Origin of the sequence: Sphingomonas sp. PR090111-T3T-6A, assembly GCF_000383095.1 — a bacterium.
In the GTDB taxonomy this organism is placed as follows: domain Bacteria; phylum Pseudomonadota; class Alphaproteobacteria; order Sphingomonadales; family Sphingomonadaceae; genus Solisphingomonas.
In genome coordinates this window covers 116,781-131,194 of the sequence record NZ_AORL01000004.1, presented here as the reverse complement: position 1 = coordinate 131,194, position 14,414 = coordinate 116,781, and the positions used below count along the sequence as shown (strand labels likewise).

10 protein-coding genes and 1 tRNA gene are annotated in these 14,414 nt (G+C 67.7%); 7 read left to right on the top strand and 4 right to left on the bottom strand.

From position 1 onward, the window contains the following. Positions 1–396: 396 nt before the first annotated feature. Complete coding sequence (locus ST3T6A_RS0101100) at positions 397–1,521, top strand: helix-turn-helix transcriptional regulator (protein WP_019831038.1); 1,125 nt, start codon at positions 397–399, stop codon at positions 1,519–1,521. 11 nt (positions 1,522–1,532) lie between these two features. Here ST3T6A_RS0101100 and ST3T6A_RS21310 read toward each other — a convergent pair whose 3' ends face one another. Both ST3T6A_RS21310 and ST3T6A_RS0101090 read right to left on the bottom strand, forming a co-directional pair. Then, positions 1,533–1,676, bottom strand: coding sequence for a hypothetical protein (locus ST3T6A_RS21310; RefSeq protein ID WP_019831037.1), 144 nt, complete (start codon positions 1,674–1,676; stop codon positions 1,533–1,535). 146 nt (positions 1,677–1,822) lie between these two features. Further along, positions 1,823–2,080, bottom strand: a complete 258-nt coding sequence (locus ST3T6A_RS0101090; RefSeq protein ID WP_019831036.1) for a hypothetical protein — start codon at positions 2,078–2,080, stop codon at positions 1,823–1,825. Between the two features lie 295 nt (positions 2,081–2,375). On the opposite strand from ST3T6A_RS0101090, the gene ST3T6A_RS0101085 reads away from it, so the two are divergent. Continuing rightward, positions 2,376–3,599: an ROK family transcriptional regulator gene (locus tag ST3T6A_RS0101085; protein ID WP_019831035.1), complete on the top strand. Its 1,224-nt coding sequence runs from the start codon at positions 2,376–2,378 to the stop codon at positions 3,597–3,599. On the opposite strand, the gene ST3T6A_RS0101080 is transcribed toward ST3T6A_RS0101085, so the two are convergent. Beyond that, on the bottom strand, positions 3,594–5,105 hold the full coding sequence (locus ST3T6A_RS0101080; RefSeq protein WP_019831034.1) for an acetyl-CoA hydrolase/transferase family protein: 1,512 nt from the start codon (positions 5,103–5,105) through the stop codon (positions 3,594–3,596). The genes ST3T6A_RS0101085 and ST3T6A_RS0101080 overlap by 6 nt on opposite strands. Positions 5,106–5,219: 114 nt before the next feature. Between ST3T6A_RS0101080 and ST3T6A_RS0101075 the strand changes: the two genes are divergently transcribed. Beyond that, a complete protein-coding gene (locus ST3T6A_RS0101075; protein WP_019831033.1) occupies positions 5,220–6,086 on the top strand; it encodes a LysR family transcriptional regulator in 867 nt (288 codons plus the stop codon). Positions 6,087–6,131: 45 nt separating this feature from the next. Here ST3T6A_RS0101075 and ST3T6A_RS0101070 read toward each other — a convergent pair. Then, positions 6,132–6,218 (bottom strand) — tRNA-Leu (locus ST3T6A_RS0101070). Between the two features lie 135 nt (positions 6,219–6,353). Here ST3T6A_RS0101070 and ST3T6A_RS0101065 point away from each other — a divergent pair. From ST3T6A_RS0101065 to gltB, 4 genes are all read left to right on the top strand, one after another. Next, a complete protein-coding gene (locus ST3T6A_RS0101065) occupies positions 6,354–7,289 on the top strand; it encodes a complex I NDUFA9 subunit family protein (RefSeq protein WP_026359320.1) in 936 nt (311 codons plus the stop codon). 68 nt (positions 7,290–7,357) lie between these two features. Next, positions 7,358–8,161, top strand: a complete 804-nt coding sequence (locus tag ST3T6A_RS0101060; RefSeq protein ID WP_019831031.1) for an undecaprenyl-diphosphate phosphatase — start codon at positions 7,358–7,360, stop codon at positions 8,159–8,161. Positions 8,162–8,319: 158 nt separating this feature from the next. Next, a complete protein-coding gene (locus ST3T6A_RS0101055; RefSeq protein WP_019831030.1) occupies positions 8,320–9,780 on the top strand; it encodes an NAD(P)-dependent oxidoreductase in 1,461 nt (486 codons plus the stop codon). Further along, positions 9,780–14,336 carry a glutamate synthase large subunit gene (gene gltB, locus ST3T6A_RS0101050; RefSeq protein WP_019831029.1) on the top strand — a complete coding sequence of 1,519 codons (4,557 nt, stop codon included), beginning with the start codon at positions 9,780–9,782 and terminating at the stop codon, positions 14,334–14,336. Before ST3T6A_RS0101055 ends, gltB begins: the two co-directional genes overlap by 1 nt. The last annotated feature ends 78 nt before the right edge of the window (positions 14,337–14,414 follow it).

The following is a 14,414-nucleotide window of genomic DNA, read 5'->3' as shown; positions in this document are numbered from 1 at the left end:
GGAATAGCCACTGACCGGACGATCATGGCGGCCTCCCCTCATTTGAAGGGGAAGTCGCTCACAACATACCGGAACCATTGGATTTATCGGAGCGCCGTCACCCCTCGCCACAGCCCGCCGCATGCCGGAAGAGCAAGGGGGCACGCGACCATGGGCAAACCGAACGCATATCGCTCTGCCCCGCTTCGTAGCCCGATCGGATAGCGCCCTACCCCGCTCGGGCATCCCGATATCGATCCGATGATCCGGCTTCTTACACGCTCTGGCTCACCGAATCGTCGCGTTCCGTGCCAATGCGGTGAGGCGGGTGTGGAAAATTCCGGCGCCGTCGCGTCCGCGTCAGCGCAGGCGTTCAAGTGCACGGCCAGACCGTGCACGCAGGAGAGGTGGGGCCCCATGCAGGTGCCGAACATGAGCGCCCCGGCGCGACGGATGCTGATGCCTTCGGCCAGGCCGTTCCGGCCGTCCGAAGCGCCGTCCGGCGAGACGGAGATGGACGGCGATTTCGACTGGGCGATACAGGCTCTCCGGTCCGGCAGCGGCGCCAGCTTCGCGCTGATCCTCGCACAGGGGCCCGGCCATGACATGCGCCGGCTGCTCGCGCTCGATGGCCTGCCGGTCGCGCGCGCGGCGACGCTGCTCGACGGCATCGCCGACCGGCTGTCCGCCCCGTCGACTCGCCCGCCGTCCTTCGAGGAGAGCTGGTTCGATCCCGGCGATCAGGACATCGCCCGCCTCTTCCACATCGCCCAGCAGCCGGATTGCGCGATCAGCCTCATCCTCGGCTTCCAGGCCCCGCCCAAGGGATCGGTGATGCGGCGGACGCTCGCGCTGGGGAAGCTGTTGCTCCCCTGCATCGCCGGTTTCGCCGCGATGCGCGATGCGCTGGCGCGCGAGCATCGGCTCACCCATGCCCTCCGCAGCGCGCTGGATCATGTGAATGCCGGTATCGGCGTCATCTCCGCTTCCAAGCATGTGGAATTCGCCAACCTCGCGTTGCGCGAGATCGTCGACGAACATGACGGCCTGCGTGCGAGCGGCGATTCCGTCACCGCCACCTCGCTCAAGGATGCGGTGCGCCTTCAGGTGAGCCTCGACCATGTCCTCGCCACGCGCGAGGCGGACGGGGCCGATCATGCCCTGATGCTCGCGCTGCCGCGCCAGCCGGGTCGGCCTCCGCTGATGGCGGCGGTCCTCCCGTCGGGCATGGACGGCGATGGCGAGGCTTCCGCCATCCTGTTCGCGATCCGGCCGGAGAGCGATCTTTCCGGCGCGCTGGCGCCGATCTGCCGGCTGAACGGGCTCTCGCCGGTGGAGACCCGCCTCGCCTGCTGCCTCACCATGGGCAAGACGCTCGCCGAGGCGGCCCGGATGATGCGGATCAAGCAGCAGACCGCCCGCGCCTATCTGCGCCAGATCTTCCAGAAGACCGGCACCAACCGGCAGGCGGATCTCGTCCGCATGATGATGAGCAATCTGCTGCCCTTTTTCGGGCGCACCAAGATCGAGGCGATCGTCTGAGCCCGTGCGGCTCAGCTCATCATCATCGCCACGGTCAGCAGGATCAGCCCGACCATCACCGCGATGGAAGCGAGGCTGACGACCGTCACCACCTCGACGCGCTCGGCCTCGATGCTGCGCAAAAGGTGCGTATCGACATCGTCCTGATACCGCATGATCCGTCCTTCACCGACAGGTTTCCCCGCCTGCAAGGGCCGTCATAGGCGCGATCGGGACGGGCCGTCTTGAACGGCCCGCCCCTCCCTTGAAGCAATTGCGCGCCCAACGGACGTCCCTGCCGGCAAGGCTCACGAACGGAGCGTCACTTGCCGCTGATCTGCAGGCCCAGCTCCGCCCATTCCTGCCGCGAGTGGCATTCGCGCCGCGAGAGGTTCGAGCCGGTCGTGCTGTGGGTCCAGCAATATTGGTTGGTCTCCGCGTCATAGGTGATGGTGCTGCCGTCGCTGAGCTGGGCGCGATGCTGCCCGGAGGAGGAGTGCGCAAGGGCGGGCGGTGCCGCCGCGGTGGCGAGCAGCAGCCCGAACGCGGCACAGGTGACGAGGCGAGCGGAAGCATTCATGGCGTCATCCCTTCGAGAAACCGTCTGGGCGGGCCGTGGATCGGCGCGCGTCCCATCCGTTGCACGGGGTGTGCCAGTCTGCCGGACGGCCCGGATTCCGCAGCTTCGGCACCATACGATCCGTTTGACGCTGGCGAATTCCGCCGAGGATTGGCATGGATCGCCAAGGCTCGGACACTCCCGCCGGATTTCCTCTTTCGGGAGGTTGCTCCGGCTATGCTCCAAGTCTGCTTGTCGGACGACGCAAGCGTTGTCAGTCTGAACTCCCGGTTGGATCAGGGACGAAAGGCGAAGGGTGCGAAACAGGGGCAGGAACAGCCAGAACGCGGGGGACAGCCGGGGAACGCGGCTCTCCGTTTCGCTGTCGGGCACCAATCTCGCGCGGGCCGGCGACTATAACCAGCGCACGGTGCTCCAGGCGATCCGGCTGAGCGGCGAGACGACACGGGTGGAGCTGGCCCGCCAGACAGGCCTCACCGCGCCGACCATCGCCAACATCACCGGGCGGCTCGCCGAACTCGGCCTCGTCCGGCAGGTCGGGCGGCTGCACGGCGGACGCGGGCAACCCGCGCTACGGCTGGCGGTGAACCCGGACGGCGCCTTCACCATCGGCCTCAACATCGACCGCGACCATATCACCCTGGTGACGCTGGACCTCGCCGGCGAAGTGCGCAGCCGGGTGAGCGCCGAAATCCCCTTCGCCATGCCGGAGGACGTGATCGCCTATGTCGAGCGCGAGATCGGCGGGCTGATCGCGGCGGGCGGCGTGGATCGCGAGCGCATCCTCGGCGTCGGCGTGGCCTTGCCCGACGATCTGGGTGCCATCGCCTTGCCCCACCGGCCCAAGGGTTATGAGCGGTGGAGCCGGCTCGACATCGCCAGGCTGCTGCGCGACGTGCTGCCGTGGACGGTGCATGTCGACAACGACGCGGCGGCGGCGGCACTGGGCGAGGCGCAGTGCGTTACCGGCTTCGGCCATCCGAGTTTCTTCTATCTGCTGATCAGCGCCGGCCTCGGCGGCGGGCCGGTGATCGAGGGCAGCTATTATCGCGGCGCCACCCGGCGCAGCGGCGAGATCGGCCTGATGCCCGATCCCACCTCCGCCATCCCCGGCGCGATCGTGCAGGACACGGTGTCCCTCTCGGCGCTCGGCGCGCGGCTGGAGACGGCGGGCCTCGCGCCCGACAGCGATCTGACCGACGAGGAAGGGCCCGCCGCGCCGATCGTGTCGCAGTGGATCACGGATGCGACACGATCGCTGGTCTCGCCGCTGGTGGCGGTGAACTGCCTGATCGATCCGGGCCTGATGCTCATCGGCGGGCGGCTGCCGATGCCGCTGATCGAGCGGCTGTCGGCCAGCCTCAACGAGGCGCTCGCGGGCCTGCCCATCCCCGCCCACGCCAACGTCCGCCCGGCGACGATGGCGGGCGACGCGCCGGCGATCGGGGCGGCGATCATCCCGCTGCTCGATCAGCTCCTGCCGTCGGACGCCATCCTCATCCAGGCCGGCCGGTCATAGCTTCATCGTGCCGGTGTCCATGAAGCGCTGGTGCCAGGACAGCGCCTCACCCGGCAGCGACGGCGCGTGCTGGCCGAACGAGCCTTTCGCGGCCCGCGCCTGATAGTCGCGCAGCATCGGGCGATAGTCCGGATGGGCGCAGCGCTCGATGATCAGTTCGGCGCGCTGCTTGGGGCTGAGCCCCCGCAGGTCGGCGAGGCCTTGCTCGGTGACGATCACCTGCACGTCCTGCATGATATGATCGACATGCGAAGCCTGCGGCACGATCGCCGAGATGGCCCCGCCCTTGGCGGTCGACGGTGTCATGAACACCGACACATAGGCGTTGCGCGCGAAGTCGCCCGATCCGCCGATGCCGTTCTGGATGCGCGAGCCCATGATGCAGGTGGAGTTGACGTTGCCGTAGATGTCGGCCTCGATCAGCCCGTTCATCGCGATGCAGCCGAGGCGGCGGACGATCTCCGGATGATTGCTGATCTCCTGCGGGCGCAGGATCATCCGGTCGCGATAGCGCGCCATGTCGGCATTGATGCGATGCGCGGCATCGGGGCTGAGCGAGAAGGCGGTGGCGGACGCCATCCGCAGCCGGCCGCTGTCGAGCAGGTCCAGCATCCCGTCCTGGATCACCTCGGTATAGGCGGTGAGATCGTGGAACGGCCCGTCGATGAGGCCGGTCAGCACCGCGTTGGCGATGTTGCCGACACCCGACTGGAGCGGCAACAGTGAGGGCGGTAGCCGCCCGATCTTGACTTCATGGCCGAGGAAATCGAGCAGATGGCCCGCGATCGCCTTCGCGGTGGCGTCGGGCGGGGTGAAGGGGGCATTGCGATCCGGCGCGTCGGTCTCGACGACGGCGATCACCTTGTCGGGATCGCAGCGCAGTGTCGGCTGGCCGATGCGATCGTCGGGCCGGATCAGCGGGATCGGCACGCGGTGCGGCGGCAGCGCGGTGCCATAATAGATGTCGTGCATCCCCTCCAGCGCCGGGTTCTGCCAGCTGTTCACCTCCAGGATCACCGCCTTGGCGCGGTCCAGCCAGGTCTTGTTGTTGCCGACCGACGAGGAGGGCACCAGCGAGCCGTCGGGCAGGATCGCGGTCACCTCGATCACCGCGACGTCGAGCGGCCCCAGAAAGCCCTGCCACGCCATCGGCGCGACCTGGCTCAGATGCATGTCGAGATAGTCCATCTCGCCGCGGTTGATCCGCTCGCGGGCGATGGGATCGGAATTATAGGGCAGGCGCAGCTCGATGCCGTCCGCTTTGGCCAGCGCGCCGTCCAGCTCCGGGCCGGTGGAGGCGCCGGTCCACACCTTCACGCGCATCGGGCGACCGGCAGCGTGCTCGGCCTCGATCCGCCCGGCGAGCGCCGTGGGCACGGCCTTGGGATAGCCCGAGCCCGTGAAGCCGCTCATCCCCACGGTCATGCCATGAGCGATGAGCGCCGCGGCGGACGCGGCATCCATGCGGCGGGCGGCCAGCCCCTGATGGGCGATCCGGTCGGTCATCTCGCAATCTCCTGCTCCCGCCCTTCTGCGCGGGCGTCTGCGCGTTGCTTAACCAGAGCGGCTTTGTGGGATAATGAAGAAAATGGGGACAATAGTCGTGCGTGGATCGTTCAAATGACCGACATGGTGCTCGCGCTCCGCACCTTCGCCAAAGTAGCCGAAACACTGAACTTCACGGCGGTGGCGCAGCGCAGCCATGCCAGCAACACCACCATCGCACGGCGCATCGATTTCCTCGAGGATCATTTCGGCGTGCGTCTGCTGCACCGGACGACACGCAGCCTGACGCTTACCCCCGAGGGCGAACGGCTGCTCGATCATGCCCGCGCGGTGATCGAGGAGATGGACCATGCCGAAAGCGACCTCGCCGGCACGGGCGATGTGGCCGGCGTGGTCCGCGTGGGCGTCACCACCGCGCTCGGCCTCCATTATGCGGAGCGGATCGGGCTGCTGCTCTCGGAGCATCCGGCCTTGCGCATCGAGTTCGCGGTGTCGGACTGGCAGGACGGGCTGGCGGACGCCGGGCTCGACCTCGCGTTGCGGGTGGGCGATCTCGGGCCGGAAGCCCATGCGCTGGGCTCATTCTCGCGAATCCTCGTGGCACGGCCGGACTATCTGGCGCGGCGGCCCGCCCCCCGATCGGCACGCGATCTGCTGGAGCATGACTGCATCACCTATGGCTACGGCCCGAACCGCACCGCCTGGGACATCGACGGACAGCGCCTCAAGATCAGCGGGAGCTTCCGGGCGAACAGCAGCGAGGCGGTCTACCGGGCGGTGTCGAGCGGGCTGGGGATCGGGTTGCTGCCGCGAATCCGGGTGCGCGGGGATCTGGAAGAGGGGCGGCTGACGCCCGTCCTGCCCGCCGCTGCGATCGAACCGCTCACAATCTCGGTGATCGACCGCTTCGCCAATACGCGAATGCCCGCCCGCGTGCGCGCCGTGCTGAAATTTCTGGGCGAGAATTTCCCGGAGGCCTGATGCGGCAAATGTCCCCTAAGGGGGATTTTCTCATCTCGGGGAAAATGGTGCCCAGAAGAGGACTCGAACCTCCACGACCTTGCGATCGCCAGCACCTGAAGCTGGTGCGTCTACCAATTCCGCCATCTGGGCACGGGGTAGGCCGCGGCGGATAGCGGCGGGTGTGCGGACCTGTCAACGGCAATTTTTCGTTGTCGCTTGTTTTCCACAACAAGCGGGGGCAAGGCGACCGCACACACGGTTTTCGACACAAGGGATATGCAGGCGATGGCAGAGCTGGTGACGCTGTTCGGCGGGGGCGGGTTCCTGGGGCGCTATGTCGCGCAGGCGCTGCTTCAGCGCGGCGTGCGGGTGCGGATCGTCGAGCGCGACCCCAAGCGCGCCTTCTTCGTGAAGCCGCTGGGTGGCCTCGGCCAGACCCAGTTCATCGCCGCCGACATCACCAAGCCGGACACGGTGCGCCGCGCCATTCAGGGCAGCGATGTGGTGGTGAACCTGGTCGGCATCCTCTCGGGCAAGCTCCAGGCAGTGCATGTCGACGGCGCGCGCAACGTGGCCGAGGCTGCGGCGTCCGCGGGCGTGCGGGCGCTGGTGCATGTGTCCGCGATCGGCGCGAGCGCCAATTCGTCCACCGTCTACGGCCGCACCAAGGCCGAAGGCGAACTGGTCGTCCGCGGCGCCTTCCCGGCCGCGACCATCGTGCGCCCGTCGATCATCTTCGGCGCCGAGGACAATTTCGTGAACCGCTTCGGCGCCATGATGCAGTCGGGCCCGGTGGTGCCGATCCTGCGCGCGGGCGCGCGCTTCCAGCCGGTGTTCGTGGCCGACGTCGCCAGGGCGATCGCCAACGCCGTGCTCGATCCCGAGCGTTATGCCGGCCGCACCTTCGAGCTGGGCGGGCCAGAGGTGATCGCGATGGGCGATCTCATCCGCCGCACCGCCACGATGATCGGCGCGACGCCGACCTTCCTCGAACTGCCGGACAGCCTGGGCGGCCTGATCGCCCGCTTCGGCTTCCTGCCCTGCGCGCCGATCACGCAGGACCAGTGGCAGATGCTCCAGTCCGACAATGTCGTGGCGACGGGCGCCGACGGTCTCGTCGATCTCGGCGTGAAGCCGACCGCGCTGGAGGCCGTGGCGCCCGGCTGGCTGGTGCGATACCGGCGCGCAGGGCGCTTCGGGGCGATCCGCAAGGCGTCCTGATCTCTTTACGGGGCCGGCCGATGTGCCGGCCCTTTTGTTTTCCGGCTTCCGAACCGAGTGTCGCGTCCATGATGATCCTTCAGCCCATCCTCCTCGGCATCGTCGAGGGGTTGACCGAGTTCCTCCCCGTCTCCTCCACCGGCCATCTGATCCTCGCGGGCGCGCTGCTCGGCTATGACGATGCGCAGTGGCAGGTGTTCAACATCGTCATCCAGCTCGGCGCGATCCTCGCGATCGTGGTGCTCTACTGGCGGACGTTCATGGCCGTACTGAACGGATTGTGGCGAGGCCGGCCGGAATCCTGGCGCTTCCTGCGCAACATCCTGATCGCCTTCCTGCCCGCCGCCGTGATCGGCCTCGCCTTCCACAAGCGGATCGAGGCGCTGCTCACCCGGCCGGACATCGTCTGCTACGCGCTGATCGCGGGCGGCATCGCCATCCTCGTCATCGAGAAGCTGGTGAAGCGGCATCGCCTGGTCGGCGTCTCGGCGCTGCCCGTGCCGACCACACTCGGCATCGGCATCATCCAGTGCCTCGCCATGATCCCCGGCGTCAGCCGCTCGGGCGCGACGATCCTCGGCGCGCTGTCGCTGGGCGTCGAGCGGCGCACGGCGGCGGAGTTCAGCTTCTTCCTCGCCATCCCCACCATGCTGGGCGCGACCGTGGTGGAGCTGGCCAAGAATCGCGCGGCGCTCGCCACGCCCGGCGCCGTCGGCTGGCCGGAGATCGCGATCGGCTTCGTGACCGCCTTCGTGGTGGCGTTGGTGGTGGTGAAGGCGTTCGTCTCCGTGGTCTCGCGCCACGGCTTCGCGCCCTTCGCCTGGTATCGCATCGTCGCCGGTGCGGCGGCGCTGTTCTGGCTGATGCATTGATAGGTCCATATCGGACCTATAAGACTCCATCCGAACCCATCTGATCGTGAAAGACGGAAAATGAGCCCATTAATTGGTCAGTGATATTTACCTATCACCGATTCCTTTCGTGACTCACCCCATTTTCTATGCTTTCGCGTCCTCAATTGGAGGGCGCGATGGCGAATAATTCGATGCAGACATTCGTGGGCGTGGGGCAGGCTTACCCCGAAAAGCGCGCACCCGAGATTCGCGCCGAGGATTTCGCCGAGATCACCCGCGCCTATCTCGCGGAGAAGGCCGAGGAGCAGGCCAGCCGCTGCTCGCAATGCGGCGTGCCCTATTGCTCGACGCACTGCCCGCTCCACAACCACATCCCGGACTGGCTGCGCCTGACCGCGGAAGGGCGCCTGCGCGAGGCCTATGAGCTGTCGGCCTCCACCTCCACCATGCCCGAGATCTGCGGCCGCATCTGTCCGCAGGATCGCCTGTGCGAAGGCAATTGCGTCATCGAGTTCTCCGGCCATGGCGCCGTCACCATCGGCTCGATCGAGAAGTTCATCACCGACACCGCCTGGAAGGAGGGCTGGGTCGAGCCCGTCAACCCGACGCGCGATCGTTCGGACCAGTCAGTCGGCATCATCGGCGCGGGCCCGGCCGGCCTCACCGCGGCGGAGTATCTGCGCGGCCATGGTTATGACGTGCATGTCTACGACCGGCACGACCGCGCCGGCGGCCTGCTCGTCTACGGCATCCCCGGCTTCAAGCTGGAGAAGGAAGTCGTCACCCGTCGCATCGAGCGGTTGCAGGCCTCGGGCATCCATTTCCACCTCGGCTTCGAGGTCGGCCGCGACGCGACGCTCGCCCAACTCCGAGAGCGCCATGACGCGCTGCTCGTCGCTACCGGCGTCTACAAGGCGCGCGCGATCAAGGCGCCGGGCGTCGGCGTGGCCGGCGTGGTGAAGGCGCTCGACTATCTGATCGCGTCCAACCGCAAGAGCTTCGGCGATGCCGTGCCCGCATGGGACGACGGCTCGCTCAACGCCGAGGGCAAGCATGTCGTCGTGGTCGGCGGCGGCGACACCGCCATGGACTGCGTGCGCACTGCCGTGCGGCAGGGCGCCAAGTCGGTGAAGTGCCTCTATCGCCGCGACCGCGCCAACATGCCCGGCTCGCAGCGCGAGGTCGCCAATGCCGAGGAGGAGGGCGTCGAGTTCGTCTGGCTCTCCGCCCCCAAGGCGTTCGACGGCGCGGACACGATCACCGGCGTCCATGCGTCCAAGATGCGCCTCGGCGCGCCCGACGCCTCCGGCCGCCGCGCGCCGGAAGCCGATCCGGGCAGCGACTTCCATCTGGAGGCCGATCTCGTGATTCAGGCGCTGGGCTTCGACCCCGAGGATCTGCCCCAGATGTTCGGCGCGCCGGAGCTGTCCGTCACCCGCTGGGGGACGCTGCGCATCGACCACAAGACGATGCAGACCTCGCTTCCGGGCGTGTTCGCCGCCGGCGACATCGTGCGCGGCGCGAGCCTCGTGGTGTGGGGCGTGCGCGATGGCCGCGACGTCTCCGAGCGGATGCACGCCTGGCTCAAGGACAAGGCGAAGGCCGCCAAGGCACAGCCCCAGATGGTGGCTGCGTGATGACCGAAATGAACGAACAGCGGAGCGAGGCGATGGCCCACTTCCCCACCCCCGAACATGAACGCCTCGCCAACGAGGGCATGTACCGCCCCGAATATGAGGGCGATGCCTGCGGCGTCGGCCTTGTCGCCGCCACCGACGGCCTGCCGTCCCGCCGCGTCGTCTCGGCCGCAATCGATGCGCTGAAGGCGGTGTGGCACCGCGGCGCCGTCGATGCCGACGGCAAGACCGGCGACGGCGCCGGCATCCATGTCGAGCTGCCCGTCCGCTTCTTCGACGACGCGATCGAGAATGGCGGCCACAAGCCCGGCCCCGGCCGCCTCGGCGTCGGCATGATCTTCCTGCCGCGCACAGATCTCTCCGCGCAGGAGACGTGTCGCACGATCGTGGAATCCGAGATCATCGATTTCGGCTACACCATCTATGGCTGGCGTCAGGTGCCCGTCGACGTCTCCGTGATCGGCGACAAGGCGATGCAGACGCGCCCCGAGATCGAACAGATCATGATCCAGGGCCCGCAGCCGGGCAGCGTGGACGCGGCCGAGTTCGAGAAGAATCTCTACCTCATCCGCCGTCGCATCGAGCGCAAGGTGATCGAGGCCCAGATCCAGGGCTTCTACATCTGCTCGCTGTCGTGCCGGTCGATCATCTACAAGGGGCTGTTCCTCGCGGAAGAGCTGTCGGCCTTCTACCCGGATCTGCTCGACGAGCGCTTCGTCAGCCGCTTCGCGATCTTCCACCAGCGTTATTCGACCAACACCTTCCCGCAATGGTGGCTGGCGCAGCCCTTCCGCACGCTGGCGCACAATGGCGAGATCAACACGGTTCGCGGCAACAAGAACTGGATGAAGAGCCATGAGATCAAGATGGCCGCGATCGCCTTCGGGGAGCATAGCGAAGACATCAAGCCGCTGATCCCGGCGGGCGCGTCCGACACCGCAGCACTCGACGCCGTGTTCGAGGCCGTCTGCCGCGCCGGCCGCGATGCGCCGACCGCGAAGCTGATGCTCGTGCCGGAAGCGTGGCAGGGCGCCGCCGACCTCCCCGACGCGCACCGCGACATGTACGCCTATTACGCCTCGGTGATGGAGCCGTGGGACGGCCCCGCCGCGCTCGCCATGACCGACGGGCGCTGGGTCGTCGCCGGTGTGGACCGCAGCGCGCTGCGTCCGCTGCGCACCACGCTCACCGCCGACAATCTGCTGATCGTCGGCTCGGAGACGGGCATGGTCGTCGTCCCGGAGAGCACGATCGTCGCCAAGGGCCGGATCGGGCCGGGCGAGATGATCGCGGTCGACCTCGACGAGGGCAAGCTGTTCGGCGATGTCGAGCTCAAGGATCGCCTCGCCGCCGAGCATCCCTTCGGCGACTATGTGAAGGACTTCCGCGAGCTTTCCGACCTGCCCGTCCCCGAAGGCGAGCATGGCGTCCGCTTCGAGCGCGCCGAGCTCACCCGTCGTCAGGTCGCGGCCGGCCAGACCATGGAGGACATGGAGCTGATCCTCGCCCCCATGGTGGACGACGCCAAGGAAGCGATCGGCTCGATGGGCGACGACACGCCGCTGGCGGTCATCTCCGACAAGCCGCGCCTCATCAGCCAGTTCTTCCGCCAGAATTTCTCGCAGGTCACGAACCCGCCGATCGACTCGCTGCGCGAAACCCGCGTGATGAGCCTGTCGACGCGCTTCGGCAATCTGGCGAACATCCTCGACACCGGGCCGGTCCAGTCGAACGTGCTGGTCCTGCCGTCGCCGGTGCTCACCTCCACCGACTGGGAGACGCTCAAGGCCCATTTCGGCGCCAGCGCGGCGGAGATCGACTGCACCTTCGATCCCGAAGGCGGGCCGGACGCGCTCCGCAACGCCATTGCCGAAATCCGTCGTCAGGCCGAGAAGGCCGTGCGCGAGGGCCGCTCCGAGCTGTTCCTGACGGACGAGCATGTCAGCGCGGACAAGGCCGGCATCGCCATGGTGCTGGCGGCGGCGGCGGTGCACACGCATCTCGTGCGCCGGGGCCTGCGCTCCTATGCGTCGATCAACGTGCGCTCGGCCGAGTGCCTCGACACGCATTATTTCGCGGTGCTGATCGGCGTGGGTGCCACGACCGTGAACGCCTATCTCTCCGAAGCCGCGATCACCGATCGCCACGCCCGTGGCCTGTTCGGCGAGCGTCCGCTGGCGGAATGCTTCCAGCGCTACCGCAAGGCGATCGACGACGGCCTTCTGAAGATCATGGCCAAGATGGGGATCGCGGTGATCTCCTCCTATCGCGGCGGCTATAATTTTGAGGCGGTGGGCCTGTCGCGCTCGCTCTGCAACGATCTCTTTCCGGGGATGCCCGCCAAGATCTCGGGCGAGGGCTATGCCTCGCTCCAGCTCTCGGCGATCATGCGCCACGAGAAGGCGTGGGACGCGGCCGTGGCGACGCTGCCGATCGGCGGCTTCTACCGCCAGCGCGCGGGCGGCGAGACGCACGCTTATTCCGCGACGCTGATGCATCTGTTGCAGACGTCGGTGTCGACCGACAGCTATTCCACTTATCTGCAATTCTCGCGCGGGGTGCGCGATCTGCCGCCGGTCTATCTGCGCGATCTGCTGGAGTTCAACTGGGCGCGCGAGGCGATCAACATCGACGAGGTCGAGGCGATCACCGAGATCCGCAAGCGCTTCGTGACGCCGGGCATGTCGCTCGGCGCGCTCTCTCCGGAGGCGCACGAGACGCTGGCGATCGCGATGAACCGGATCGGCGCCAAGGCCGTCTCCGGCGAGGGTGGCGAGGAAAAGCGTCGCTACAAGCCCTATGCGAACGGCGATAACGCCAGCTCGGTCATCAAGCAGGTGGCCTCGGGCCGCTTCGGCGTGACGGCGGAATATCTCGGCGCCGCCGAGGAGCTGGAGATCAAGGTCGCGCAGGGCGCCAAGCCCGGCGAGGGCGGCCAGCTCCCCGGCTTCAAGGTGACGGAGTTCATCGCCAAGCTCCGCCACTCGACGCCGGGCGTGACGCTGATCTCGCCGCCGCCGCATCACGACATCTACTCGATCGAGGATCTGGCGCAGCTCATCTACGACCTGAAGCAGATCAACCCGCGCGCCAAGGTGTGCGTGAAGCTGGTCAGCTCGGCGGGCATCGGCACGGTCGCGGCGGGCGTCGCCAAGGCGCATGCGGACGTCATCCTCGTCGCCGGGCATGTCGGCGGCACGGGCGCGTCTCCGCAGACGTCGGTCAAGTATGCCGGCACGCCGTGGGAGATGGGCCTCACCGAGACCAACCAGGTGCTGACGCTCAACGGCCTCAGGCATCGCGTGAAGCTCCGCACCGACGGCGGCCTCAAGACCGGCCGTGACATCGTGATCGCCGCCATCCTCGGCGCCGAGGAGTTCGGCATCGGCACGCTGTCGCTGGTCGCGATGGGCTGCATCATGGTCCGCCAGTGCCACTCGAACACCTGCCCGGTCGGCGTCTGCACGCAGGACGAGAAGCTCCGGCAGAAGTTCATCGGCACGCCCGAGAAGGTCATCAATCTGATGACCTTCATCGCGGAAGAGGTGCGCGAGATCCTCGCCCGTCTGGGCGTGCGCTCGCTCGACGAGATCATCGGCCGCACCGAGCTGCTCCGTCAGGTCAGCCGTGGCGCCGAGCATCTCGACGACCTCGACCTCAACCCGATCCTCGCCAAGGTGGACGCGCCGGACGATCAGCGCCGCTTCTCGATCCCGGGCAACCGCAACGAGGTGCCGGACAGCCTCGACGCGCAGATGCTGCGCGACGCCAAGGCCGTGTTCGAGCGCGGCGAGAAGATGCAGCTGACCTATTCGGTGCGCAACACGCACCGTGCGGTCGGTACGCGCTTCTCGTCGGAGATCACCGCCAAGTTCGGCATGAGCCATCTGGCGGACGGGCATGTCCATGTCCGCCTGCGCGGCTCGGCCGGCCAGTCGCTCGGCGCCTTCCTGTGCAAGGGCGTGACGCTGGAGGTGTTCGGCGACGCGAACGACTATGTCGGCAAGGGGCTCTCGGGAGGCATCATCGCGGTGCGCCCGACCGTCTCCTCGCCGCTGGAGAGCCGCCGCAACGCGATCATCGGCAACACCGTGCTCTACGGTGCGACCGCCGGCGCGCTCTATGCGGCGGGTCAGGCCGGCGAGCGCTTCGCGGTGCGCAACTCGGGTGCGAATGTCGTGGTCGAGGGCTGTGGCGCGAACGGCTGCGAATATATGACCGGCGGCACGGCGGTCATCCTCGGCGCGGTCGGCGAGAATTTCGGCGCCGGCATGACGGGCGGCATGGCCTTCATCCTCGACGAGGACGGCTCGTTCGAACGTCACGCCAACCCGGACAGCATCCTGTGGCAGCGCATGGCGTCCGCCCATTGGGAGGGCGTCGCCAAGAGCCTGATCGAGGAACATGCCCGCCGCACCGACAGCAAGTGGGCGCACACCGTGCTCGCCGACTGGGCGCACTGGCGTGAGCGCATCTGGCAGGTCTGCCCCAAGGAGATGGTGACGCGCCTCGCCCACCCGCTCTCCGACGAGACGACCGCGGTGGCGGCGGAGTAAAATCCTCCCCTAAAAAGGGGAGGGGGACCGCCGAAGGCGGTGGAGGGGTATCACCGCGAGAGGCCGGCAAGCCGCCCA

Excerpts from the sequence above, each read along its gene's own strand:
- ST3T6A_RS0101100 (WP_019831038.1), top strand. The coding sequence starts at position 397 with ATGCAGGTGCCGAACATGAGCGCCCCGGCGCGACGGATGCTGATGCCT.
- ST3T6A_RS21310 (WP_019831037.1), bottom strand. The coding sequence starts at position 1,676 with ATGCGGTATCAGGACGATGTCGATACGCACCTTTTGCGCAGCATCGAG.
- ST3T6A_RS0101090 (WP_019831036.1), bottom strand. The coding sequence starts at position 2,080 with ATGAATGCTTCCGCTCGCCTCGTCACCTGTGCCGCGTTCGGGCTGCTG.
- ST3T6A_RS0101080 (WP_019831034.1), bottom strand. The coding sequence starts at position 5,105 with ATGACCGACCGGATCGCCCATCAGGGGCTGGCCGCCCGCCGCATGGAT.
- ST3T6A_RS0101075 (WP_019831033.1), top strand. The coding sequence starts at position 5,220 with ATGACCGACATGGTGCTCGCGCTCCGCACCTTCGCCAAAGTAGCCGAA.
- ST3T6A_RS0101065 (WP_026359320.1), top strand. The coding sequence starts at position 6,354 with ATGGCAGAGCTGGTGACGCTGTTCGGCGGGGGCGGGTTCCTGGGGCGC.
- ST3T6A_RS0101060 (WP_019831031.1), top strand. The coding sequence starts at position 7,358 with ATGATGATCCTTCAGCCCATCCTCCTCGGCATCGTCGAGGGGTTGACC.
- ST3T6A_RS0101055 (WP_019831030.1), top strand. The coding sequence starts at position 8,320 with ATGGCGAATAATTCGATGCAGACATTCGTGGGCGTGGGGCAGGCTTAC.
- gltB (WP_019831029.1), top strand. The coding sequence starts at position 9,780 with ATGACCGAAATGAACGAACAGCGGAGCGAGGCGATGGCCCACTTCCCC.